Genomic DNA, 23,555 nt, shown 5'->3' on the forward strand with positions numbered 1-23,555 from the left:
TCTGTTTTTCAAATGATATTCGTGTATCCTGACTATTATTTTAAGTAAATGCCATCGCCAGGTCCTAATGGCAGGCCAAGCAAGAACCAGATTGCAAATAAAATAATCCACATAATCGCGAAGAATACTGAGTAAGGCAATAACGCTGAGATTAACGTACCAATTCCGATATTTTTGTCGTAGCGTCTAGCAAATGCCAGTAAAATCGCAAAGTATGCAAGCATCGGTGTAATCGGGTTCGTAATGGAATCCCCTACACGGTATGCCATTTGTGTAACAGCTGGTGAGTAGTTTAAGTACATGAACATCGGTACGAAGATTGGCGCCAGTAAAGCCCATTTTGCCGAGGCACTTGCGATTAGTAAGTTGATGAGAGCACAAATAATAATGAAGCCGATAAACATCGGTGCGCCGGTAAAGTTCATATTTTGTAAAAACTCCGCGCCTTTTATTGCCAAGATCGGTCCAATGTTACTCCAGCCAAAGTAGGCAATCATTTGAGCTGCAACGAATGCCAATACGATGAATGAAGAAAGGTCACCGATTGATTTAAACATTTGTTCCGCTACATCACGGTCCGATTTCACCTTTTTCGTTACGATGCCATATGCTAAGCCCGGTAATAAGAAGAAGAACAGCATAATCGGCACAATGCCCGTCATAAACGGAGAATTTAAAAAGCCGTTATCTTCCGGATTTCGTAGTAACCCTGATTCCGGTACAACTAAAATCGCCATCAAAATGACGTATGCTAATGTGACAATCCCTGCCCAGCGAAGCCCTTTGTTTTCTAAAGCTGTCAATGGTTCAGCCACTTCTATTTTCCCTCCGTACTTACCAAAGCGAGGTTCTACGAATTTACCTGTTACCCAAGTTGCGACAACGACTAATACAAATGTCGAAACGATCAGGAAGTAGTAGTTCATCGTTGCAAGTCCGGTATATGTAGGATCAACCAATTGGGCCGATGTTTGGGTAATGCCCAATAATAATACGTCTAAAGACGAAATAATGATATTTGCACTGAATCCTCCGGCAATGGCTGCATAGGTAGCGATTAACCCAACAAGCGGATTTCGTCCGACACTCATGAAAATCATTGCGGCAATTGGGGGTAAAATAATGAAGGCTGCGTCTGCGGCAACATTCCCGACAAGACCTGTAAATAAAATAACAGGCAGGATGATTTTTTTAGGAGCACTTAAAACGGTCTTTTTCATTAATGCCGATATTAAGCCACTGTTTTCAGCTACCCCAATACCGATCATTGTCACAACTACGATGCCAAGTGGCGCGAATCCAGTAAAGTTACTGACCATGTTTGTAACAATTTGAATAAGTCCTTCACGATTCAATAGATTGATCACTTCAATCGTTTCGTCAGTTCCTGGCTTAACAGCTGAAACCCCAAGTTTTGATAGAACAAGTGATAGCGCAAGTACAAAGAACGCTAAAATGACGAACAACGTAACCGGATCGGGAAGCTTATTTCCTGCACGTTCGATGCCATCTAGAAACCTATCAACCAATTTTTTCTTACCAACTTTACTTTCCATATGCGTCCCCCTAGAAGTTTAATGTTTAAAAGAATAGCAAAATATAAAGGAGATAGCAATGAGTTATGCAAATTTTTAGATTTTTCTTTATATTTATATAGTAATTTTGTATATTTAAGGGGGATTTTGGGTGATAAGCTTTTTCCTAGGGGATTGTATTTCCCCCAAAACAAATTTGCACACAAAAAAAGCCTGGCGATAGCATGGCACGTCAGTTGTGCCATGTTTCCCATGCTTTCCATTTCGTATTTTATGGTGATGCTCATATGTAGAAGCGAATATTCTTTTAACAAGCTCACATCTTCATGTTAATTATTAGTGAGAGCACGCTTTTTCTGAACGTACATATTTTTTAATTTAGCGTAATAGGCGGCTGCATGTACTGCCCCTGCATCCGTTTTACGTAAAGCAAACTCGAACGCCTCTACTAGATGCTCTGTAGTGACCAATTCACTTCTAATTTTAATTAAATCAAAATGCTTGTAGTTTTCTGGTACTCTCGATAAAATTTCCTGATCCCCTGTAATCGATATTAAATGATCGTCGTTGAAAAATAATTGTAACATAGTCCTTATCCCCTTTTCTGTATAGTATCGTGATGTCACCCTTTGATAAGCTTTTTAATTAATCGGTTTCTTACCATTACCCTTTTTTTCACAAAATGAATCGCCAATTTTTATCTGAATTATAAAAAAAATAAGTTTTAAGCCTCTTTCGAATGGTGGTCAATCCGCCATAAAGGTATTATAAAGATACACAGCCAGCAGGACTTTTAGATGATCTTCGTAATGGTTGAAGTCAATTTTTAATAGGTCTTCAACTTTTTTTATACGATGATAGAGCGTATTTGTATGAATATGGAGTTCCTTTGCAGTCGTTGCCATGGAACGGTTATTCTGTATATACGTGAAAAGTGTATGGAGAAGTTCATCGTTTGTTTCATTGTTATTCCACAATATAGAAAACGTTTCACTTAGAAATGAGTTAATTTCTTCAGCAGGATGGTGTAAAAAAAGCGTACTAATGCCAATATCCCCGTAATGCAGAAGGCCTTTTTTCTTTTGTTTTTTCAAATGGAGAAGAGCCTTTTCCGCTTTCATATGATAATCTTTAGCTTGGCCGGGAGAATATTGTCCCGTGCTTATTCCTCCCCGGGCTACTACTGTAAACCGCTCATTCCACCAATTCATACCGTTTTTTAATATGTTGGTAATCATGCCTTCTCCAGCTGTATCTCGGGTAAAGGATAGAACGGTAATTTTATTATTGTAGCTAAACAGAAGACTGTTCTCTAAACGTAACTTCTCTTTTAGATGTGCTAGAAGAAGCAGTGCATCATTTTCAAGTGAAAGCAAATCCGCATTTCCATCTAGCTCAATTAAAGCAATTTGGAGAAAATGATCATGATGAATTCCTAACTCCTGCGCAACAAGCTCAGCCTGCTGGAAATTTCTAATTTCCAAAAAACGGTGGTAGGTTTCATAGGTTTTCTTATACAAAATTTCAGTCTGGGATCTAAGCTTCATAATTTCAAGCGAGAGAGTCAGGGCTCCTTGTTCAATGATCAACTGATCGGGTTGTGATAGAGGGGTGTTCCCTTCTACTATCAGACACCCTAAAAAAACAGAGCCTGACCGAATTGGATAAATATAGCAATCAATTTGAACTGAATCATACGTTGATACATAACTAGCCTCAGTTTTATTCGCAAAGAGCAAGAATATATCGTCCAGAATGGTAGCGATATGTTGAATATGCTGCGGGACGTAATTTCCTTCAAGGTAATCCGCATAGACAAGCTTTCTCTCCATTAACTTATTCATTTCCAGAATAATAGCTTCCAGTCCTTTATTCTGAACGGATAACTTCGTGAGGTGCGTATGAATTTCTGTACGTTTCTCTAACATCGCATTCGTTTCTTTCAGCTTTTTTGATAAATGGGTAACTTCATCCAGGCTATTTTGAACTTCTGTGTGAAGCTGTGCATTATATAGCGCAGTTGCTGCTTGGGAAGCGAAACTTTGCAAAAGAAGCAAATCCGTTTCACTTAGGCCATCTTCTACATCAAAACAGTGAAATGTCATAACCCCCATCGTTTTTGTTCCAAGTGCTACAGGAACAGACAAAATGGATTTAATAGTAGGGCTATTTTGGTGAGCCTTCGTAATGAATTCAAGATTCTCCTCACTTAAATTTGCCATGCTATTATAAATTTCTTCCGTTGAGGTAATTAACCTTATATCGCCATCCCTGAACACCTTTCCTGTAATGGACTCACCTATGTTAACTTTAAAAAATTTAATGTTTTCATTAAAACCTACATATGTCTTTACGATCAGCTTATCCGAGATCGCATCATACATTTGTATATATCCAGCCTCTGCTGTTTCGACAATCTTCAATGCAGAGTGCATAATTTTTTTAAGTACTTCATCCAATTCAAGCGTCGAATTAATTGCGCGAAAGCTTTCCATTAGATTCACCACATGGTTTTGGGCTTTTTGATTTTCCCTACTTAATTGTTTGAGCAACGCCTCATTTTGTTCCATTCATTCTCCCCCTTGTTGAATTCAACAACTTTCTCTCCATAACTTTGTTTGTCTGCACATGTGCATGACATTTCTGAAATTATATAATATTCAATAAATATTGAGTATAGAAAACGCTTACTTTTTCTTGATTAAACAATTATCATACTCGAAAAATTGTTTATTCCAATCATTTTCTTATATTCATATAGCTACATTCACATTGGATGAGTAAATTTCAGGGGGAGGTTATTTATGAAAAATAAACAAGTTCCTAATAAAAAGAGGCATATCATTCTTTCTTTGCTTTTTTTAGGGTGGTGTTTATCCTATCTTGACAGAATGGCAATGAATGTTGGAATTGTGGAAATTGCAAAAGACTTTAATCTTAGTCCGTCTGTAATGGGTGTTGTACTGAGTAGTTTTTTTGCCGGTTATGCATTAATGCAATTACCTGGGGGGTGGCTTGCCGATAAATTCGGTTCCAGAAAGGTCATTGTAATCTCCATTGTTTTATGGTCTTTATTTACCGTTTTTACCGGCATGGCCTGGTCTTTAATGTCGATGATCATTATTCGTTTCATGTTCGGTCTTGGTGAAGGCGGATATCCTGCTGCAAGTTCAAAAGCGATAGCGGATGTCTTTCCAAAGAAAGAACGGACAAGTGCTCAAACGATCATGATGTCATCGAATTCACTTGGAGGTGTGATTGCTCCTTTAATCGCCACCCCGTTACTTGTATGGATCGGCTGGCAAAACCTCTTTTTTGCGATTGGAATTTTAGGTCTCTTTGTTGCAGCCCTACTCTGGTATTATTTAAGTCCGCAAAATATGCAGGTAGAACTAGTGGAGGAAGAAACAGTCCAAAAAGCATCCTTTAAAGATGTGTTAAAAATTCCTACAAGTTGGCAGTTGGCCATTATGTGGTTTGGCGTAAGTACGGTCATTTGGGGGCTTATCTCATGGATGCCGCCATATCTTGTAGATGTTAGAGGCCTTGATTTGATGTCGATGGGGATGCTGACATCCATTCCGGCTCTTGCTGGGGCTGTAGGAGTTATCGTCGGCGGGCAGCTGATTAAATCTTTATTAATGGGAAAAGAGAAATACCTTGCGATTATAAGCTTTATCATCATGATCGGATCTCTTTATTTATTATTCAATGCGCCGTCAGTCACTCTCGTTATTATTTACCAATCTATCTGTATGCTTTTCCACGGACCAATTGTAGCAATCATCTTCAGCCTTCCGCATAAATTATTCTCAAAAAACGTGATTGGGTCTACTTTTGGAATGATTAATCTTGGCGGAATGATCGGAGCATTCCTCGCACCAATGGTTATGGGCTATTTAATTGAAGTATTTGATGGAATCTATGCCTCTGCATTTCTGTACATCATTGCCTGTGCCGTTTTAGGAATTATCGCTGCAGCTGGTCTAAAACCGAATCGACCTGCTTCGGGCGGAAGAAAGCAGGAAGCTCAAAACTTAGAAACGATTTAAATACCGAATGGACATGCATTGATCAGCCATGTCCATTTTATAAATAGGGAGATTATCAAATGTTATTAGACAATTTAATGAAAAGATTAGATGAAAAAAAGGAGCGCATTATTGAAATCCGCCGCTATCTCCATGAACATCCGGAGCTTTCCTTTCAAGAAGAGCAGACAGCCAAGTATATTCAGGATTTTTATGAAGACGTTCCAGTCGATTCAGTTGAAACAAACTTTGGGGGCGAACGTGGTGTCGTTGTAACGATTCAAGGGGCAAAACCGGGAAAAACAATTGCCATTCGCGCTGATTTCGATGCGTTGCCGATCCAGGAAGAAACCGGTCTTCCTTTCGCTTCAAAAAATGAGGGAGTCATGCATGCATGTGGCCATGACGGTCATACAGCCTATATGCTAGTATTGGCGCAAACGTTAGCGGAGTTTAAAAATGAATTAAAAGGTACGATTAAAGTAATTCATCAACCCGCAGAAGAAGCTCCCCCAGGTGGCGCAATCGGTATGATTAATGCTGGTGTTCTTGATGGCGTTGATGCCATCATCGGCATCCATGTTATGAGCAACATGAAGACAGGTCATATTTATTACAGAAGCGGGAACACGCAAACAGGCAGATCCTATTTTAAACTCGTCGTTCAAGGTAAAGGCGGACATGGATCATCCCCGCATCTTGCAAATGATGCAATTATTGCCGCAAGTTCATTTGTCATGAATCTGCAAACAATCGTCAGCCGCCGCATTAACCCATTTGATACAGCCTCCGTTACGATCGGGAATCTGGACGGGAAAGGTACTTTTAACGTGATAAAGGATTCCGTGACAATCGAAGGTGATGTTCGTACAATGACCCCTGAAACCCGGGAAATAGTAGAATCTGAAGTTCGTGCTTTTACCGAAGGACTGGAAAAATCATTTGGCGTCACATGTCATCTAGATTACCTCAACGACTACCCTGTTCTGAATAATCATCCTGTAGTAACGGAACTTGTACGTCAGGCTTTGGAGCTGGCAGCCATTCCTGAAGTGGAGGCCGTTTTAGAAACACCGCCACTGCCGCCTTCAGAGGATTTTGCCTATTATCTTGAAAAAGTACCGGGCTGTTTCTTCTATGTCGGTGCGATGCCAGCGTCAGGTGAAGCATATCCGCATCATCATCCTAAATTTGATATTAATGAAGAAAGCCTCGTTATAAGTGCCAAAGCAATGGCTGCTGTCGTCGCTTCTTACTGTGACGGAAGCGACACTTAAAAAAGAAAGCATTGAACTTATGCTTCTGCGCTGTTTCATAAAAGTTATGTTAGCCAATAGTGCCTCTTGATATTTCAAGGGGCGCTTTTTCTCGTATTGCTCATTTTTACATTTAGACATATAGTGTATAATTTACAGTATATTTTTCCTGAAACATTTTGTCCATTTAATACAATAACAAAAGGATTTCCTTAAGTTCGTTATAATCAGTCTATAAAAGGCACATCGATATTTAATTGTTGCGGTTGTGATGAAGTACTTGGAGAGGATAGACATCTATGAAAATAACGCGAATCATTAAATATAATTTAATCCGGCTGTTTCGACTTAAATCGGGTCCCCATCAAGTTGCGTCAGGGGTAACGATTGGGTTTATTCCTAGCTGGCTACCTACATTCGGACTCGGCCCCGTTCTTTCCGTCGGTATGGCACGGTTCCTAAAGGCGAATACCATTTCTGCCCTTGTCGGCGGTGTCCTGGGTACTTTTATTTGGCCTCTGCTTTTCTTTTTAAATTATAAGGTCGGGAGTTTACTACTCGATCGAAATACAAAAGTCGATGAACTCGATGAAGTAGAATACATAGATGCGATTGAACATACGTATACCGGCATTGTAAATTCCCATTCGAGTGGATTCACCTTTCTAACAGGGGCCATGTGCAATATACTAATCTCCTCGATTTTCATTTACATCATGGTATATATCATGTTTAAGACGTATCGGGTGAGGATTTTAAATAAAATCAGATGAGGTTGGCATTCTACCGTGTTACTTGGCAGAATTCGGGAAATGTTATAAAATGACTTTTTAAATTAAAGAGATAAGCAAGGTGATAAAATGCCCTACAGGGGAAGATTATTGGCAGTTGGAATAGTGCTCTTATTTAACGTAATCCGTTATTTCTATTATCATCAGTATTTAGCCTTGCCTTTTAACTGGACATTTTTTATTTTAACGGCTATTTTTGTGAGTATCGCCTGGTGGGCCGGAAAGCAATTTGATAAGGTCAAATACTTATCAGAAAGAGATCCGTTAACCGGTACATATAACCGGCGGATGGTAGAGCAATACTTTTACAGGGCTGTAAAGATATGCGATATAAAGAAACAATCATTAGGTGTCATCATGCTGGACCTCAATAAATTCAAGGAAATAAACGATGAATACGGTCACCATAAAGGCGATGAACTGCTCGTACAAGTTGCCGCAGCATTAAATAAATTTATCGGGAAACATGATTTAGTTGCAAGATGGGGTGGCGATGAATTCATCGTTCTCGTAGATAATATGAAGGAAAACTCGGCCGACGATTACGTAAAAGAACTCCAACGAGCGATTACGCTGCAAAATGCCGAGAGCTTTTCGAATGTTGAGGCTTCCGTCGGATATGCCATCTATCCTCAGCACGGAAAAACCTTTCAAAAACTTATCCAGGAAGCGGATGCGTACATGTACAAGGATAAGAAGGACAGGTAACAATGATGTTCCTGATTTCACAACCGCCCCTCATTTTGTCAGGGGTTTTTTGTTATTTAAGGGGTTCAAATGGATGAAGGAGCCCGGTACAATACCGGACTCATTTCACCAATGTTAGTTGGCTTCTTCTTATTTAAGCTTCATAGTTTCTGCAATTAGTTTCGGTAAATCCGTATTGTCGTGGAATCCTACAAATTTCTGCGATTGAGGTCCATAAACATAAAGCGGAATATCTGCAGCCGTATGATTTGTGCTTGTCCAGCCGATAGATGCATGATTACTTACTATTGTGTTAATGGCATAGGATGCATCTTTCGCTTCCTTGATATAGTTAACATCACTCTCACTTAATGTAAGTCCAGTATGACTTTTCACTACTTCACGAACGTTTGAACGATCGCTGTTTAACTTGCTTGCCATAGTGTCCCCAGTTGCTGTGACATTTTGTAAAACACTTACTTTCGATCCTCCAGTTGTCATACCACCTGTGTCATGATCACCCGCAACTACAACTAAAGTTTTTCCGTCTTTTTTGGCAAAATCCATAGCTTTTTCAACTGCTTTTTCAAAAGCTGCTACATCCGACATTGCCCAAGCCGCATCATTGTCATGTCCTGCCCAGTCAATCTGGCTTCCTTCCACTACTAGGAAGAATCCATCCTTATCTTCTTCTAAAACATCAATTGCTGCTTCTGTCATATCAGCAAGGCTAGGTTCTTCTGTATCGCCGCGCTGTAATTCAGGAGCCAGTGAACCACCAGCGAATAGACCAAGTAGTTTATCGCCATCTTCCACATTTAAATCACTTACATTTGCTAATTCGTCTCTTGTCTCTACAAATTCAAAACCTTTTTCTTCGGCTTCTTTAATAAGATGACGCTCCTCTTGATGTCCACCTTCAGATTTTGGCAGGAAGTTGCTTTTACCTCCACCAAGCATAACATCTACATCACTATCAACAAGCTGTCTCGAAATTTCTGCTTCTTTGTTTCGGCTATCAACATGGGCAGCGAAAGCAGCAGGGGTAGCATGGCTAATCGTTGAAGTAGCGACTAATCCTGTCGATTTGTCATTTTTTTCAGCTGCTTCTAGAATCGTTTCAATCTTGTTTCCTTCTGCATCAAGTCCAATGACACCATTATTTGTTTTAATGCCAGTTGCCATCGCTGTACCGGCAGCTGCAGAATCGGTAGTATCGGAGTTTGCCGAATACGTCGTAAACATTCCTTTCAAATGTTCCTCCCAAATCGCTTTCTCACCTTTATATGTACGATAATTCGCAGCGTAGTCCGCACTAAATCCGTCCGGAATCATATAGATAACATTTTCCACTTTTCCATTATTACCATTCCCATTACCGGCATTTTCCGGTTTAGCAGCCTCTGTTGTTCCAAGGTTTAACCCGGAAAAAGCTAGAGCTCCAGTTAGAGCGACAACACTTAGTTTTTTATACATTTTATCTCTCCTCCTCTTGTCTTCAAAACTAAGCTTAATAGAAAAATATTGATGAGGGGTTAATGTACGGTAAATAGTTATTAAGAAAATTCGAATAAATGTGAAGAGGAACTTGGATTGTAAAGTACAGACGAACTTAAACTCTATAGATCGATTTCCATTTCTTTTATAAATGAAAGAACTGCTTTTCCAAATCTTTTGTTGACTCTTTTCTACTTGCTCTTTTTAATGGAAAAAGCGCTCCCCTTTTTCAAGGGAAGCGTATGATTGCCGATATACGTATCAACACAACAACCGGCTTACTGAGTTATCTCCGTCGACTCGGCTAATTTCATTAAATAGTACTGTTCTTCCCTAGCCATGTGGTCAGCCATGGACGCAGAAAATGATCCTAACACTTCTGCGGTTAACTCCATTTCTTCAAGTTCATTTAAAAAAGTTTTAAATAAACCCATTTCCACTTCAACCTCAGAGTTAAATCGGGTTAACGCCGGGAACTTCTGTATATTCGTACGTAAATAGCCTGTTAGTTCCACTGCTTTCAAATAAAACTGATCAAAGTGTTTTGTAAAGGTACTGCTTTTTTCCTTTAGTCTTTTCTCTACACCATCCAATCGGTCATTAATGGCCCCTGCATGACCGGATGCATCTACGAGCCAGATGAGATGATGATGTAATTCGTGGAATATTGGCGGTATTCCTCCCTGCTTGAGATAGTTTAATATACGTAAATATTCTTCTAATTCGTTCACCATATGATTTAAGAAAGTAGGTGTTAAATGGATTTTCATTTCGCTCGTTATGTGCCGTTCAATTATCGATAGTTTGAAGGTCCTTAATTGAATTACCGCTTCTTCAACATTATTAGCGAAAAGAAGCACATTGGATTCGTTAAGTGATACTACTTGAGAAAGAAGTTGATCGAATTCCTGTATAAAGGATGCAGCTCTAGAAATATCCTCTATTTCAGAAGGATAAAGTGAATCATAGATAAATCGTGAATGATCTCCCAGCACCTGAAGCCAAAACTGATGTTCAAAAACAGCACTCTTCATATAATTTTCCACGCTATTTACATCCCCTTTTTTACACTGGTATTCAATTTATTCAGCTTGAAATCAATTTATGAGAGATATTGAAGGGGCTCCTAATAAAGAAAGCGCAATTCCTTTTTCAAAAATTGCGCCGATTGTTGAAGATTGTTATTTAACTAAAGCCCCCTGAATAATTGACTTACCTTTCCAACTCTATAATATTTAACCCTTCGGAAGCTTTTGGTGCTTCAAAAAATTTAGTAACATACATAAACGTCTCTTCTGTATCAAAAGCTGCTCTTTCGGGTTGTTCATTACGTCGTTGTGCAATTTGCCGTAAGCATTGCTCGTTATTTAAATTCAGGAAAATTAGTTGGTGGTTTGCATTGATTTCTAATACTATATCCATAAACCACTTTCGCTGTTTTTGAGTGTTACCCGGAAAATCCATCACTACATTAGTCCCAACACTTAATATATTTTGGACAAGTTTTTTTACCATTGGCTTGAACTGAGCTGAGAATTTTAGATAGTCCTCAAATGTTGATATCTGATTGGGATAAAGAGATGAAAGCCATTCATCCTCAGATAACAGTACCGCCTGTTTTTCTATAGCCAGTTGTTTAGATTTAGTAGATTTTCCTGCACCCATTTTTCCACAGAAGAAATAGAGTGTTCCTAATTGTTTCATATTTTTATCCCCCGGACTTATTTTTTTGGTTGTTGCACCCCTTGAAAAACTATAATTTACTACCTGGTTTACATAGCTATAGTAACTGTCCTCTTTAAGTATAATTCTTCAGTTTCAATTATTAATATCTAAATCTAAAAAATCCATTCTTTTCTTTTTAAAATGTTTTTTGTATTAGGAACCCTGTAAGACCTAGTTACTTTGCCCAACAATATGGCTATAAAATGCAAAATATGACAGTAATAAGCCTTAAGTCTTAATCTAGATAACCTAACTATATTACCTCCATTCACATACTGTAATAATGAATAACTTTGGAAGGAGGTGTTTCTATGAATAATCAAAATAGTATTGTTGGAATTTTCCTTGGATTTCTCACAGGTGTAATATGGCTGCTACTATCCTTATTAGGGTTCATTACTGATTTTTTGGTATTAATCGGTCTAGGTGGAGCTCTTGGAAATATTTTAAACATTCTAATTGCTTTAATTGGCTTCCTAACTTTTATTTGGTTTGGAATATGCCTATTCAAGAAAGCGTGGCACCATTGCAAGTGGCATAAACCCGGATGCTAATGGATCATTATAATCTTGACAACAACCATTTTGTTGAGGCATCTAATAATTAAAATACCTGCTGACAGTCTTTTTAGTAAGAGGCCGTTTTTTATCGTTTTAAAAAAGACCAAATCACATATGATTTGGTCTTTTATGCGGATTCCAATTTTGGATTTTTTTATTCTCCCCCACTAACGTTTAATCTGCAACATCTACTTTTAACGAATATGGCGTTAAAGATCAACACTCAATTAAAGAGCCTGTAAGTTGAATCGTAGTAATGAATAAATGTACTTCCTGATTAGATGTACTTCTTGCTTCAGCAGTGTTGCTTAACATCTTACATAACTAATCAGGGCAAGTATCCCCCATAGCTTTTTCCCTAAGCATAAATTGGTTATATGTCTAAATTTCAAAGGAGTGTATCTTAACTGATGCGAAATATGGAACAAATGCATTATGGCCAAAATACTAGAGGGATTCAAAATTGTTTATACCGCTTCACGTATATGTGGCTTAGGAACAATGACAACTTTTGGTTTTACTTAACAGCTGTCGGAGAATCAAGGGTTTATGGTTTTAGATTTTTCGGTGGAAGATGGAATCAATATTCGATTGCTTTAAGTGATATTGTTTCCTACCATTGTTCTCCCCCAACTCCAACTTTATATTAGAACTGCTCATAAAGGAAAAAACCGCCTTCATATATCTGAAAGGCGGTTTTATCATTAGAAATTGAATTATTTCTTTTTATTCTCCAAAATAGTTATTAAATTTATTAAAAGGCACTCTTCATCTGATTATAAAGAAAAAAAGGAAAAAATTCGATTGATTTTAATCGGAATGCAGTATTGGATAATAAATTTGTCTACTACCATACATACTACAGTTGAGGTGGATTAATGACGATTGTACGATTAGGATATGTTGCGATGAGTATGGAGCTAAAAAATGCTTCTCCGTCTCAAACGATGACATTTACTCAATTTCAAAAAATTAAGGACCGTGAAGCGGCCATACGAAAATTAGAGCGGATTGCACTGAAAAATTTAGAAAATACATTTAGGCTATTAAAACATAATGTCTTCAAGGAAATTCATTTTTATCGGTTAACCTCTCGATTGATTCCTCTAGCGAACCATGAAGAACTGCCTGATTGGAATTATATAAAACCCTTATTAGAGAAGTTAACTGAAATTGGTGAGTACGCAACAAAACATAATATACGAATTGATTTTCATCCTGATCATTTTGTCGTTGTGAATTCACCTAAAATAGAAGTAGTCAAAAACTCTTTAAAAACGTTAAAGATGCATTATTTATTGTTAAAGGGAATGAAAATCGATCCGACACACCGGTGTGTTCTTCATGTTGGTGGCAACTATAAAGAAACCGAAAATTCCCTGGAGCAATTCGTTGATAATTGGATGGATGTTCCAAGAGCAATTCAAAAAATGATTATCCTTGAAAATGACGATACTTCTTTTACAGTTGATGATACGCTATATTTGTGTGAAAAATTAGAAATACCTCTTGTATTTGATTACCATCACCATCTTGCTCATCATTATAATGAAAAATGGGATGATAAGTGGAACCGAATTGTAGCTACTTGGAAGGATTCCCCGTTGCCAATAAAAATGCATATTTCAAGTCCTAAAAACGAGAAAGAATTCCGCCATCATTCTGATTATGTGGACGTAGACATGTTTTTCAGATTTTTAAATGAAATCAAAGGAACAGTACCGGAAATACATTGTATGATTGAGGCAAAAAAGAAAGATGACGCGTTATTTCATTTGATGGAGGAAATAAAACTTCGTGAAGATGTTGAAATCATTGACGGTTCATCTTTTTATTTAAAGTGACAATAACTGAAACTGCTCACAGAAAAAAGCTGAAATGTTGAAGGAAATATACAACAAGCCCCCACCTCCATTAGTTGGGGCTATTTGACGATTGCAATCATTTAAATATAAACACATTTAAGTTAGGATAGCCCTCTCTAAAAGGGGCATCAATATAAAAAGGAGGTGAATGGATGAAAGATCGAATAGTCAAGTGGTTGTTGGTTACGGGGTTTGTATTTTGTTTGCCTATAACAGTTATCATGAGCGTTTATGCGAACGAGGGACACTTGGCAGATGGCGCAAGGCAATGGTTGAAAGCTGACTTACAGGTTAATGCGGAACAAGATTTATCTGACACTATAGGAGTAACTAAGATTTCCGTGCGGAATCCTGAGCAGCCTGTTGACCTAAGAATTCTACAACAACGGTATCCAGAAATATTTTTCTTACAAGGTCCTACAGATCAAAAACGAATTGCTTTAACTTTTGATGATGGTCCTGATCCTCGATTTTCAAATGATGTATTAGATGTATTAAAACAGTACAATGTCCCAGCAACATTCTTCGTATTAGGTTCAAAAGCCGGTGCTAACCCTGAAATTGTCAAGCGAATGCAAAACGAGGGGCATGTAATCGGAAATCATACCTACGCCCACCCTAACCTTGTCGAAGAAGCTGACCTCGGAACGCTTGAGAGGGAAGTAACGAGAACGGAAGATGCTCTTAACGAAATTATTGGTTACCGGACAAAATTATTTAGACCACCTTATGGCTTCCTATACAATGAATTAGTCGAGAAGCTTGGGAAAATGAACTATAACGTAATTGCCTGGGATATTGATTCGTTGGATTGGCAGGAAGATCCGCCAGAAGTTATTGCTTCGCGAGTAGTAGACAACATTCATCCAGGCGCGATTATTCTCATGCATGATGGTGCAGAATCGACTGGGGATCGAACGAATACAATCTTATCACTTCAACAAATTATTCCAAAACTGCAAGAGCAAGGCTATGAATTTGTCACAGTTCCAGATTTGTTGAGTATTCCATTTGAGAAATAAAACTGCATTTACCTGTATTACTATATCGAGCAAAAAAAGACGCCTTCTTAATAAGAAAGCGCCTTTTGCATGTTTTATAGAGATATCAGGGGGCTCACCCCTATACCCGTTTCGTTGTATTTATTTAATGTACGATGTTAATGGAGCATAATAGAGCCGCCATCAACCATCAATGTTTGACCTGTTATATATTTAGAGTCTTCTGAAGCTAAAAAGACAGCAGCACGTCCGATATCTTGTTCCGGATCACCGAATTTCCCCATCGGAATACCTGCAAGTACCCCTTGATAATATTCCGGCTGTGCTTTGGCCCATGCTTGTACACCTTCCGAATTGGCGATTGGTGAAATCAGGTTCGCTGTAATACCATCTGCACCAAATTCATTTGCTACGACACGCGTAATCCCGCGAATCGCTTCTTTCGCTGCGGCATAGGCAGCTTGTGTTTTATGCCCTTTTAACCCGGCACCTGAAGCAAAGTTAATAATATTACCACGAGTTTTCTTTAAATGTGGAATAGCAGCCTGCATTAAATACCATGTAGGATAGAAGCCTGTATCCATTGACAATGCTAAATGTTCTGGAGTTGTTTCAAGGAATGGTACTTGTTTAGAAGCATGTGCATTATTCACTAACACATCTAAACGACCATATTTCTCGACAACTTGTTCCACGACATTTTTTAGTTGATCATGCTTTGTTAAATCAAATTCAATAAAGCTAGATTGTGGTGAGTGTTGCTGTAATTCCGCTAATACGTTTGCGCCGGCTTCCGGATTGAGATCAACTGCCACAACAATTGCTCCCTCTTTCACCATTGCACGACCTATACCAGCGCCAATACCGCCTGCACCACCTGTAATGATCACTACCTTGTCTTTTAATTTCAATACAATTTCTCCTTCTCAGAAAAATCACAAACCTAACGTGATTGTTCCCAGTATCTTTAATAAATTTTTGTTACTAACAAATTAAATATACAGCTTCATGATTTAAGAGGCAAATTATTGTATGCAAATTGAGAACAACTTTACCTTACTCCCCCTCCCCCTTTATTAATTATAATTATTTTAGACAGATTTTTTCTATAAACAGATTACAACCCCTCCCGCCTGATTTATCAGGGGGCGCTATTACTCTTTTGTCTCAGCCACCGCCTTAGCTTAGTAACTGTCCAAAACAACGAAACATGATATAAAGAAAAATCCCCATCTTTTGTTAATGATGAGGATTTTGCGTGTTCTTATATTTTCCAGCACTGTATTAATGTAATAATAAAAAACCAGAATACCGTTCCAAGGAAATATTTAGAAATAATATCTTCAAATGTTGGTAAAACCTTCGGGGGGTGAATTAAATCAAACATTTTTATAAAAGAACTCTAATTATTTCTCGACAGTCTTCTTGTGAGTTTTCCATTCAATTCCACTAGAAACACATCCAAAACTTACTATTAATAAAAGAACAAATAGCGTATTATGCAACCAATTTGGCATAAGAAAACCTCCCTTAATTCTATTCTTTGTATTTTCCCCCTAATGATCTTGCCTCATTGGTACAATAAAAAAGTAGGTTGCCGGCAACCCTCTTTGGTACCAATACACCCGTTCCAAACAATGGTCATAGTCGCAGACATTTAATACATTAAGAGTACCGACACTACAATTTTATTGAAAAAACCATCAGTAGTAGGCAATGTCATTTGAAATTATCCTTAGCTTTTACTACTTGAAACAGTAAACTCTTGCAGATTCTCAGAGCTAAGACTGTAAGAAGCTATTTTCTTCTTCCACTGCTTGACTACATCAATGTGCTCATCGTATGTGTAAACAAAGAAATTTATTTCTTTGTTTTTACTCTTTGCGTTGATGACAAAGGGAACAACATTACTATCAGGATTTAGAAATAAATCTTCACTTCCCGGGAAGATATGATGTCTCTCTAAAAAATTTGCTTCATTAAAATAATTAGTAAATCTTATTTTTTCTTCTTCTCCAACGCTCTTTCCGTTAAAGGTTACAATAATATCCTTTGAATCTAGTTTTGGATGCAGTGCATATTTACTCACAACCCATGCTACAACCGCACTTGGTGGACTTGTTAACATTTTAATAAGTATTCCTACAATTAGAATCAAAACAGCCGTCCATGTCATATCTATTCACTCCTTGGAATATTTCTCGATATATAATTTTGTATTTTAAAAAGTACACATCTGTCTTCCAAATATCTTCACAGCAGAACTCGTCCCTATTCTAGAAGCACCTGCTTCAACCATTAATTTTATATCCTCTTTATTACCTACTCCTCCTGATGCTTTAATGCCAACATTTGGTCCAACCGCTTTTCTCATTATCGCAACATCTTTAACAGTAGCACCATGCAAGGAAAATCCCGTTGAAGTTTTGACATAGTCTGCACCAGCTCTTACAGCCAATCTACATGCTCTTTCTTTTTCATCATTTGTTAATAAACAAGCCTCAATAATAACTTTTACTAAGGCTTTTCCACTTGCTGCATTAACAACTGCGCGAATATCATTTTCAACTAGTGAATCGTTTTTATTTTTTAGTGCACCGATATTAATAACTGTATCTATTTCAGTTGCCCCATTTTCAATTGCATTTACAGTCTCAAATGCCTTTGTTTCCGGGGTGTTTCCGCCTAAGGGAAATCCTATAACCGTACAAACATTCACATCTGAATCATGTAAAAGTTCTGAAGATAATCTTACCCATACAGGATTTACACATACAGATGCAAAGCCATATTGTTTGGCTTCTTTACATAAATTCACTATTTCTACTTCTGTAGTAGTAGGTGAAAGTAACGTATGATCGATTAATTTTGCAAAGTCCATCTATTTATCAGCCTTTTCAATTTTAGTTTTTTGCTAACTTTCTTTAATTACACGGATTTTTTAAACTTAATGCCTTCTTTTCCTTATACAGGAGTATATCCGTCTTCCTATAACCCTTTTTCTAAATTTGTTTCTCTTAAAAGTTGTGAAAAAGTAATACATTTTTAAAACCATAAAATTAGCCTACCACCATCTTAAAGAGTTCCCATCCTTTAATGACCATCCAATCCGATGTTTTTTCAGCCATCCATTTACCATTTAATAACAAAAGAATCATGAACAATTCATGATTCTTTTGAAGTATTATGATTATAGTTGTTTAAAGAAATTGACATGCTTCAGCAAACCGTTTAATTCCCTCGGCAATTGATTTTTCATCTTCCCTAGCGAATGTAAATCGTACATATCCTTTTTTAGAACCCATTGTTGAGCCGGGAACATAGATTACACCTCTTTTAATGGATTCCTCTAGTAATTGCATTTCATTGTAGTCTTTTTTGAGTTTAACCCATATGTGAATACCGCCCTCTGGAATAGAGAATTCTACCTGATCCTTTAAATAAAAATTAAGACTTGTAACTATTTGATTTCTCCGTTTTTCTAATTCTTTCCTCAATTTTTCAATATGAGACTGAAAATTCGAGGATTCCATAAAATCGTTTGCAATCCATTGTGTAAAGCTAGAATGGCCAAAGTCTATTTGTTGTTTTGCATCAGATAATCTCTCAATTACTGATTTTGGCCCTATAATCCAGCCAATCCTTAACCCCGAAGCAACAATTTTTGACAAAGAGCTAATATATAAGACATTCCCGTGAACATCCATTGACTTTAGTGTAGGAATCTTATTTCCAGTAAATGATGTTAAACTATAAGGATCATCTTCTACTACAGGGATTCCATGTTCAGAGGATATTTCCAAAATCGCTTTACGTTGTGTTTCATTTAGCTGAGATCCTGTAGGATTATGATAATCAGGATTTAAAAAAATCATTCTAATGCGATGCTTTTTATACAACGACAGTAAATATTCGGGATTTATGCCGTCCTGATCTACAGGCAAATAATATACTTTTAAACCTGCAGATTTAAAAATTGGGAGATTATACGTATAAGAAGGATCTTCTATTGCAACTGCGTCTCCGGGCTTTAACAAACACTGTACGACTAAATGTAACGCTTGTTGTGCCCCGGATGTAATCAGAATCGAAGAAGGATTTGTTTCAATTCCCCGATACTTATTTACATGTTCTGTAAGAGTATTCCTTAAAATAGCGCTCCCTTGAGGATGATCATATCCCAAGCTACCAATGAAGGATCTTGTTGAAGTAATTTCTCTTAAAAAATTCATTGGAAAAAGGTCCTGTGACAGTTCTCCGCTAGCTAAATTAATTAATTTATGATCTACCGTTTCATTTCTTATTCGTTGCGTAACAGGTAGATTGGGCAAAAAAGACCCTGCCTCGATATATCTATTCCAGCTAGGAATACGTTTCTTGGCTAGACCCCAAATATCTTTACTAATCGTAGTTCCGCTTCCTCTATTTCTTTCAATGAGTCCATTTGCTTCCAATTCATCATAAGCGGCAACTACCGTACTCCTGTTAACATTCAGTTCCTTTGCTAAATATCTTTCAGATGGCAACGGTTTATCGGGTGGAAATGTACCATCTGCTATTCCACTTTCAATATATTCTGCAAGTTGTTTATATATTGCTTTTTTCGCTGTTCTGTCCGGTCTCCAATCCATCTGTAACACTCCTTATTTCCGTATTTCCCTAATTAGTGATTCATATAAAATTACTATATTCTATTTCATTTGGACTCAAAAATAACCATCCATTCCATTGTGTTTTTAGCCAACCACATTCTTTTTAAAGCTGCTTTCAACAGCTCAATTCTCGAACAAAACCATTAGTGGCGCTGATTATTATGCAATGGAATTTAAAAAATGAGTAAAAAATTTATTTCCTCGTTTTAGAACATTTTGTGATAGATTTTGTATTTTCTTGCCTTTCAAATTTAGCGCAACTAATATGATTACGAGTTGTGTATCTTGTAACGCATAAACCAATTATTAGCCTATGAAATACCAAGATTACGTGAAAGGATATTGCCTATGGAAAAGGTTGGGGAATTTCATTCTCACTTATTCAATTTTTATTTGTAACGTTTCAATTAATTTTACTTAACAGTAAGGGAAGGATTTTCTGTATGAAAATTAAATGGCCATTTTTAGTATCAATGATCTTGCTTACTGTTTTTCTTGTTGGTTGTGAACCATTAACGGTTCTGGATCCGAAAGGACCAATGGCTGCAAGACAAGCAAGTGATATCATGTTATCTATTGGAATCATGGCAGTTGTTGTCATAGTTGTTCTTGTTATTTTAGTGTATATCTTGGTCAAGTATCGCGCATCAAAACAACCATATGATTATGAACCACCTCATGTCGAGGCAAATATTTGGGTAGAAGTGATTTGCATAGGGATTCCAATACTAATTGTAGCCTATCTATCATTTGTTTCTGTTCAAAGTAACTATATTGTAGAATCTGCACCAACAGGTTATGAAGATAAGGAACCATTAGTTGTATATGCTTCTACTTCAGACTGGAAATGGCACTTTAGCTATCCGGAGCAAGGAATTGAAACAGTAAACTACTTATATATTCCAACGGATCGACCTCTTGAGTTTAGACTTTACTCTTATGGTCCGATTACAAGTTTCTGGATTCCACAGCTTGGCGGACAAAAATATGCGATGGCCGACATGGTCACAACTTTACACTTAGCAGCTGACGTTCCGGGAGAATATGTTGGACGAAATGCTAACTTTAGTGGTAAAGGTTTCGCAGAAAATATATTCAATGTCACAGCAATGTCTCAGCAGGAATTCGATGAATGGGTTAAAGAAGTTTATGAAACTGCTAAACCTTTAACAGAAAGCACTTTCAATAAATTATTAGAGCCTGGTCATTTAGGACAAATGACCTTTACAGGTACACATCTAGAATTCAGTCCTGCACCTGAACATAATCACGATTCAGTTACAGATGAAGCTGAACATGATGAACAGTCACACAATGAATCAAATGAAGAATCTGACCACAGTGGTCATTAGTTAAAATAGAAAAACTAGATTCAAAGATTACTCTTTTAATCTAGAGAGGAGAATAAAGATGGAATTCTTTGAACGTTTCGCCATACCTCATCCTAGTCCAATGATTTATGCATCAATGGTTGCAATTGCTTTAGTATCGATTGGGATTGTTATTGGAATCACATATTTTAAAAAATGGGGTTATTTATGGCGTGAATGGTTGACAACGGTTGACCATAAAAAGATCGGGCTTTTGTACCTTTTTTCTGCCCTGATTATGCTTTTCCGTGGTGGAGCTGATGCGGTTCTAATGCGTGCCCAGCTCTCTTCACCCGAGATGAAAATTTTGGATGCACAACATTACAATGAAATCTTTTCAACACACGGGATTGTAATGATCATGTTCATGGCAATGCCATTTATCTTTGCCTTTATGAACTTAGTCGTACCATTACAAATTGGTGCACGCGACGTCGCATTCCCTCGTTTAAACGCACTCAGCTTCTGGTTATTCTTTGCAGGCGCAATGTTATTTAACATTTCATTCGTTATCGGTGGTTCTCCAGATTCAGGTTGGACATCATATTTCCCTCTTGCCGGAAATGAGTTCAGTACATCAGTGGGAACTAACTATTACATGTTAGCTCTTCAAATTTCCGGGATTGGTTCCCTAATGACAGGGATCAATATGATGACGACAATTTTAAAAATGAGAGCACCCGGTATGACATTAATGAAAATGCCAATGTTTACTTGGTCTGTTTTTATTGCCAATGTAATCATCGTGTTCGCATTCCCAGTATTAACAATTGCTTTGTTAATGGGTACAACCGATCGTTTATTCGACACAAACTTCTTTACCTCTACAAATGGTGGTATGGATATGCTTTGGGCAAACTTCTTCTGGGTTTGGGGACACCCAGAGGTTTACATTTTAATCTTGCCTGCTTTCGGTCTTTACAGTGAAATTATTTCAACGTTCTCGAGCAGAAACCTGTATGGTTATAAATCGATGGTTGGTTCAATGGTGTTGATCTCCTTACTATCATTCTTAGTATGGACTCACCACTTCTTTACAATGGGTCAAGGTGCTTTCACTAACAGTATCTTCTCTATTACAACAATGGCGATTGCTGTTCCAACTGGTGTTAAAATCTTTAACTGGTTATTTACGATGTGGAAAGGGAAAATTCGTTTTACTGTACCAATGCTGTACTCTATAGGATTTATCCCATTATTTACAGTTGGTGGAGTTACAGGTGTTATGCTTGCCATGTCAGCCGCGGACTATCAATATCATAATACAATGTTCTTGGTAGCACACTTCCACAACACTATTATTCCTGGTGTCGTATTTGCTATGCTGGCCGGATTAACTTATTATTGGCCGAAATTCTTCGGTTACATGTTAAATGAAAAAATTGGTAAGTTGACTTTCTGGTTACTTACAGTAGGTTTTGTACTTTCTTTCTTCCCAATGTATATCACTGGGTTAGACGGTCAAGCACGTCGTATGTACACTTACTCAGAAGCAACTGGCTTTGGACCATTAAACATGGTTTCTTTCGTTGGTGCTGCATTGATGGCAATTGGGTTCGTAACACTCGTTTATACAATTTACTATAGTTACAAAAACTCACCGCGAAACATCGGTAGTGACCCATGGGATGCTCGCTCATTAGAATGGGCTACTCATACGCCGATTCCAGAATATAATTTTGCAAGATTACCTTATGTTACATCAAGTGAAGCATTCTGGGATGCAAAGAAAAAAGAGCATCAATTATTTAAAGGTGTAGTAAAAGATATTCATATGCCAAATAACAGCGGCGTTCCATTTATTATGGGAATCATTTTCTTCGTTGCCGGATTCTCATTCATCTTTTCATTATGGGCCCCTGCTGTGATTGCATTAATCGGAATTTTTGTTTGTATGGCTCTTCGTTCATTCGAAAAAGATCATGGACGCCATATTCATGTAAAAGAAATTAAAGAGATAGAAGCACAATATGAGGAGGTGCAAGGTAATGAAGCTTAATCACGCACAACCGCTCGAGTATAGTACTGATCAAAATCAGTTAAATATTCTAGGCTTCTGGATTTTCCTTGGTGCCGAAATTATGCTGTTCGCTACCCTATTCACGGCTTACTTCGTACTAGAAGGTAGAACTGGTAGCGGTCCAACACCTGCTGAAATTTTTGAAATTACACCCGTATTAATTGAGACATTTGTTTTGCTAACAAGTAGTTTCACAATAGGTCTCGGTGTTCATGCGATGAGACTTGGTCGTAAAAATGCGATGCTAACTTTCTTTGGAATTACCCTACTACTTGGGTTAGTGTTTCTGGGCGTGGAGATTTATGAATTTATTCATTATTACCATGTTGAAGCAACATATCAAACTAGTGCCTTTACAGCTGCACTGTTAACAACATTAGGTACACATGGTGCTCACGTAACGTTAGGTTTATTCTGGGGATTATTCATTATTCTACAGGTAAAAAAACGTGGGTTAACACCTGAAACAGCAAATAAATCATTTATCTTCTCCCTTTACTGGCATTTCTTAGATGTTGTTTGGATCTTTATCTTCAGCTTCATCTATCTGAAAGGAATGATGTAA

At 37.6% G+C, this 23,555-nt stretch carries 20 protein-coding genes; 10 read left to right on the top strand and 10 right to left on the bottom strand.

Annotated features, from left to right (window positions below; genetic code table 11):
• Nucleotides 1–35 precede the first annotated feature (35 nt).
• From CBM15_RS12430 to CBM15_RS12445, 3 genes are all read right to left on the bottom strand, one after another.
• On the bottom strand, nt 36–1,556 hold the full coding sequence (locus tag CBM15_RS12430) for an AbgT family transporter (protein WP_087617777.1): 1,521 nt from the start codon (nt 1,554–1,556) through the stop codon (nt 36–38).
• A 308-nt stretch (nt 1,557–1,864) separates the two neighbouring features.
• Nucleotides 1,865–2,122 (bottom strand): hypothetical protein, encoded by a 258-nt coding sequence (locus CBM15_RS12440; RefSeq protein ID WP_008405397.1) that lies wholly within the window; start codon nt 2,120–2,122, stop codon nt 1,865–1,867.
• A 159-nt stretch (nt 2,123–2,281) separates the two neighbouring features.
• Nucleotides 2,282–4,105: a helix-turn-helix domain-containing protein gene (locus CBM15_RS12445; protein WP_087617779.1), complete on the bottom strand. Its 1,824-nt coding sequence runs from the start codon at nt 4,103–4,105 to the stop codon at nt 2,282–2,284.
• Nucleotides 4,106–4,339: 234 nt separating this feature from the next.
• Between CBM15_RS12445 and CBM15_RS12450 the strand changes: the two genes are divergently transcribed.
• The 4 genes from CBM15_RS12450 to CBM15_RS12465 all read left to right on the top strand — a co-directional run bounded on the left by CBM15_RS12450 (nt 4,340) and on the right by CBM15_RS12465 (nt 8,321).
• On the top strand, nt 4,340–5,587 hold the full coding sequence (locus CBM15_RS12450) for an MFS transporter (protein ID WP_087617780.1): 1,248 nt from the start codon (nt 4,340–4,342) through the stop codon (nt 5,585–5,587).
• Nucleotides 5,588–5,646: 59 nt separating this feature from the next.
• Entirely contained in the window at nt 5,647–6,843 is a 1,197-nt protein-coding gene (locus CBM15_RS12455) for a M20 family metallopeptidase (protein ID WP_087617781.1), read from the top strand.
• A gap of 278 nt (nt 6,844–7,121) precedes the next feature.
• On the top strand, nt 7,122–7,595 hold the full coding sequence (locus tag CBM15_RS12460; RefSeq protein WP_087617782.1) for a DUF2062 domain-containing protein: 474 nt from the start codon (nt 7,122–7,124) through the stop codon (nt 7,593–7,595).
• A gap of 108 nt (nt 7,596–7,703) precedes the next feature.
• The gene (locus tag CBM15_RS12465) at nt 7,704–8,321 is read left to right on the top strand and encodes a GGDEF domain-containing protein (protein ID WP_239534829.1); all 618 of its coding nucleotides are present in this window, start codon (nt 7,704–7,706) and stop codon (nt 8,319–8,321) included.
• Between the two features lie 129 nt (nt 8,322–8,450).
• On the opposite strand, the gene CBM15_RS12470 is transcribed toward CBM15_RS12465, so the two are convergent.
• From CBM15_RS12470 to CBM15_RS12480, 3 genes are all read right to left on the bottom strand, one after another.
• A complete protein-coding gene (locus CBM15_RS12470) occupies nt 8,451–9,776 on the bottom strand; it encodes an alkaline phosphatase (RefSeq protein ID WP_087617784.1) in 1,326 nt (441 codons plus the stop codon).
• 299 nt (nt 9,777–10,075) lie between these two features.
• The gene (locus CBM15_RS12475; RefSeq protein ID WP_087617785.1) at nt 10,076–10,843 is read right to left on the bottom strand and encodes a DUF2935 domain-containing protein; all 768 of its coding nucleotides are present in this window, start codon (nt 10,841–10,843) and stop codon (nt 10,076–10,078) included.
• 166 nt (nt 10,844–11,009) lie between these two features.
• The gene (locus CBM15_RS12480) at nt 11,010–11,501 is read right to left on the bottom strand and encodes a P-loop nucleotide/nucleoside kinase family protein (protein WP_087617786.1); all 492 of its coding nucleotides are present in this window, start codon (nt 11,499–11,501) and stop codon (nt 11,010–11,012) included.
• 332 nt (nt 11,502–11,833) lie between these two features.
• Between CBM15_RS12480 and CBM15_RS12485 the strand changes: the two genes are divergently transcribed.
• From CBM15_RS12485 to CBM15_RS12495, 3 genes are all read left to right on the top strand, one after another.
• Nucleotides 11,834–12,076 (top strand): ABC transporter, encoded by a 243-nt coding sequence (locus CBM15_RS12485; protein ID WP_087617787.1) that lies wholly within the window; start codon nt 11,834–11,836, stop codon nt 12,074–12,076.
• Nucleotides 12,077–12,960: 884 nt separating this feature from the next.
• A complete protein-coding gene (gene uvsE / locus CBM15_RS12490; protein ID WP_087617788.1) occupies nt 12,961–13,926 on the top strand; it encodes a UV DNA damage repair endonuclease UvsE in 966 nt (321 codons plus the stop codon).
• A 173-nt stretch (nt 13,927–14,099) separates the two neighbouring features.
• Nucleotides 14,100–14,969, top strand: coding sequence for a polysaccharide deacetylase family protein (locus CBM15_RS12495; RefSeq protein ID WP_087617789.1), 870 nt, complete (start codon nt 14,100–14,102; stop codon nt 14,967–14,969).
• A 137-nt stretch (nt 14,970–15,106) separates the two neighbouring features.
• Here CBM15_RS12495 and CBM15_RS12500 read toward each other — a convergent pair whose 3' ends face one another.
• From CBM15_RS12500 to pdxR, 4 genes are all read right to left on the bottom strand, one after another.
• Nucleotides 15,107–15,859 carry an SDR family NAD(P)-dependent oxidoreductase gene (locus CBM15_RS12500; protein WP_065216801.1) on the bottom strand — a complete coding sequence of 251 codons (753 nt, stop codon included), beginning with the start codon at nt 15,857–15,859 and terminating at the stop codon, nt 15,107–15,109.
• A gap of 824 nt (nt 15,860–16,683) precedes the next feature.
• Nucleotides 16,684–17,124 (bottom strand): YfmQ family protein, encoded by a 441-nt coding sequence (locus CBM15_RS12505; RefSeq protein ID WP_087617790.1) that lies wholly within the window; start codon nt 17,122–17,124, stop codon nt 16,684–16,686.
• Nucleotides 17,125–17,169: 45 nt separating this feature from the next.
• On the bottom strand, nt 17,170–17,829 hold the full coding sequence (gene deoC, locus CBM15_RS12510; RefSeq protein WP_087617791.1) for a deoxyribose-phosphate aldolase: 660 nt from the start codon (nt 17,827–17,829) through the stop codon (nt 17,170–17,172).
• A 319-nt stretch (nt 17,830–18,148) separates the two neighbouring features.
• Nucleotides 18,149–19,579, bottom strand: a complete 1,431-nt coding sequence (gene pdxR, locus CBM15_RS12515) for a MocR-like pyridoxine biosynthesis transcription factor PdxR (RefSeq protein ID WP_008405411.1) — start codon at nt 19,577–19,579, stop codon at nt 18,149–18,151.
• Between the two features lie 464 nt (nt 19,580–20,043).
• Between pdxR and qoxA the strand changes: the two genes are divergently transcribed.
• Genes qoxA through qoxC form a run of 3 tightly spaced genes read left to right on the top strand, consistent with a single transcriptional unit; the run spans nt 20,044 to nt 23,555 of the window.
• The gene (qoxA, locus tag CBM15_RS12520) at nt 20,044–20,952 is read left to right on the top strand and encodes a cytochrome aa3 quinol oxidase subunit II (RefSeq protein WP_087617792.1); all 909 of its coding nucleotides are present in this window, start codon (nt 20,044–20,046) and stop codon (nt 20,950–20,952) included.
• A gap of 58 nt (nt 20,953–21,010) precedes the next feature.
• A complete protein-coding gene (qoxB, locus tag CBM15_RS12525) occupies nt 21,011–22,969 on the top strand; it encodes a cytochrome aa3 quinol oxidase subunit I (RefSeq protein ID WP_087617793.1) in 1,959 nt (652 codons plus the stop codon).
• The gene (qoxC, locus tag CBM15_RS12530) at nt 22,959–23,555 is read left to right on the top strand and encodes a cytochrome aa3 quinol oxidase subunit III (RefSeq protein ID WP_008405414.1); all 597 of its coding nucleotides are present in this window, start codon (nt 22,959–22,961) and stop codon (nt 23,553–23,555) included. The genes qoxB and qoxC overlap by 11 nt, the downstream gene beginning before the upstream one ends.

The organism is Solibacillus kalamii, from assembly GCF_002174535.1.
GTDB classification, from domain to species: domain Bacteria; phylum Bacillota; class Bacilli; order Bacillales_A; family Planococcaceae; genus Solibacillus; species Solibacillus silvestris.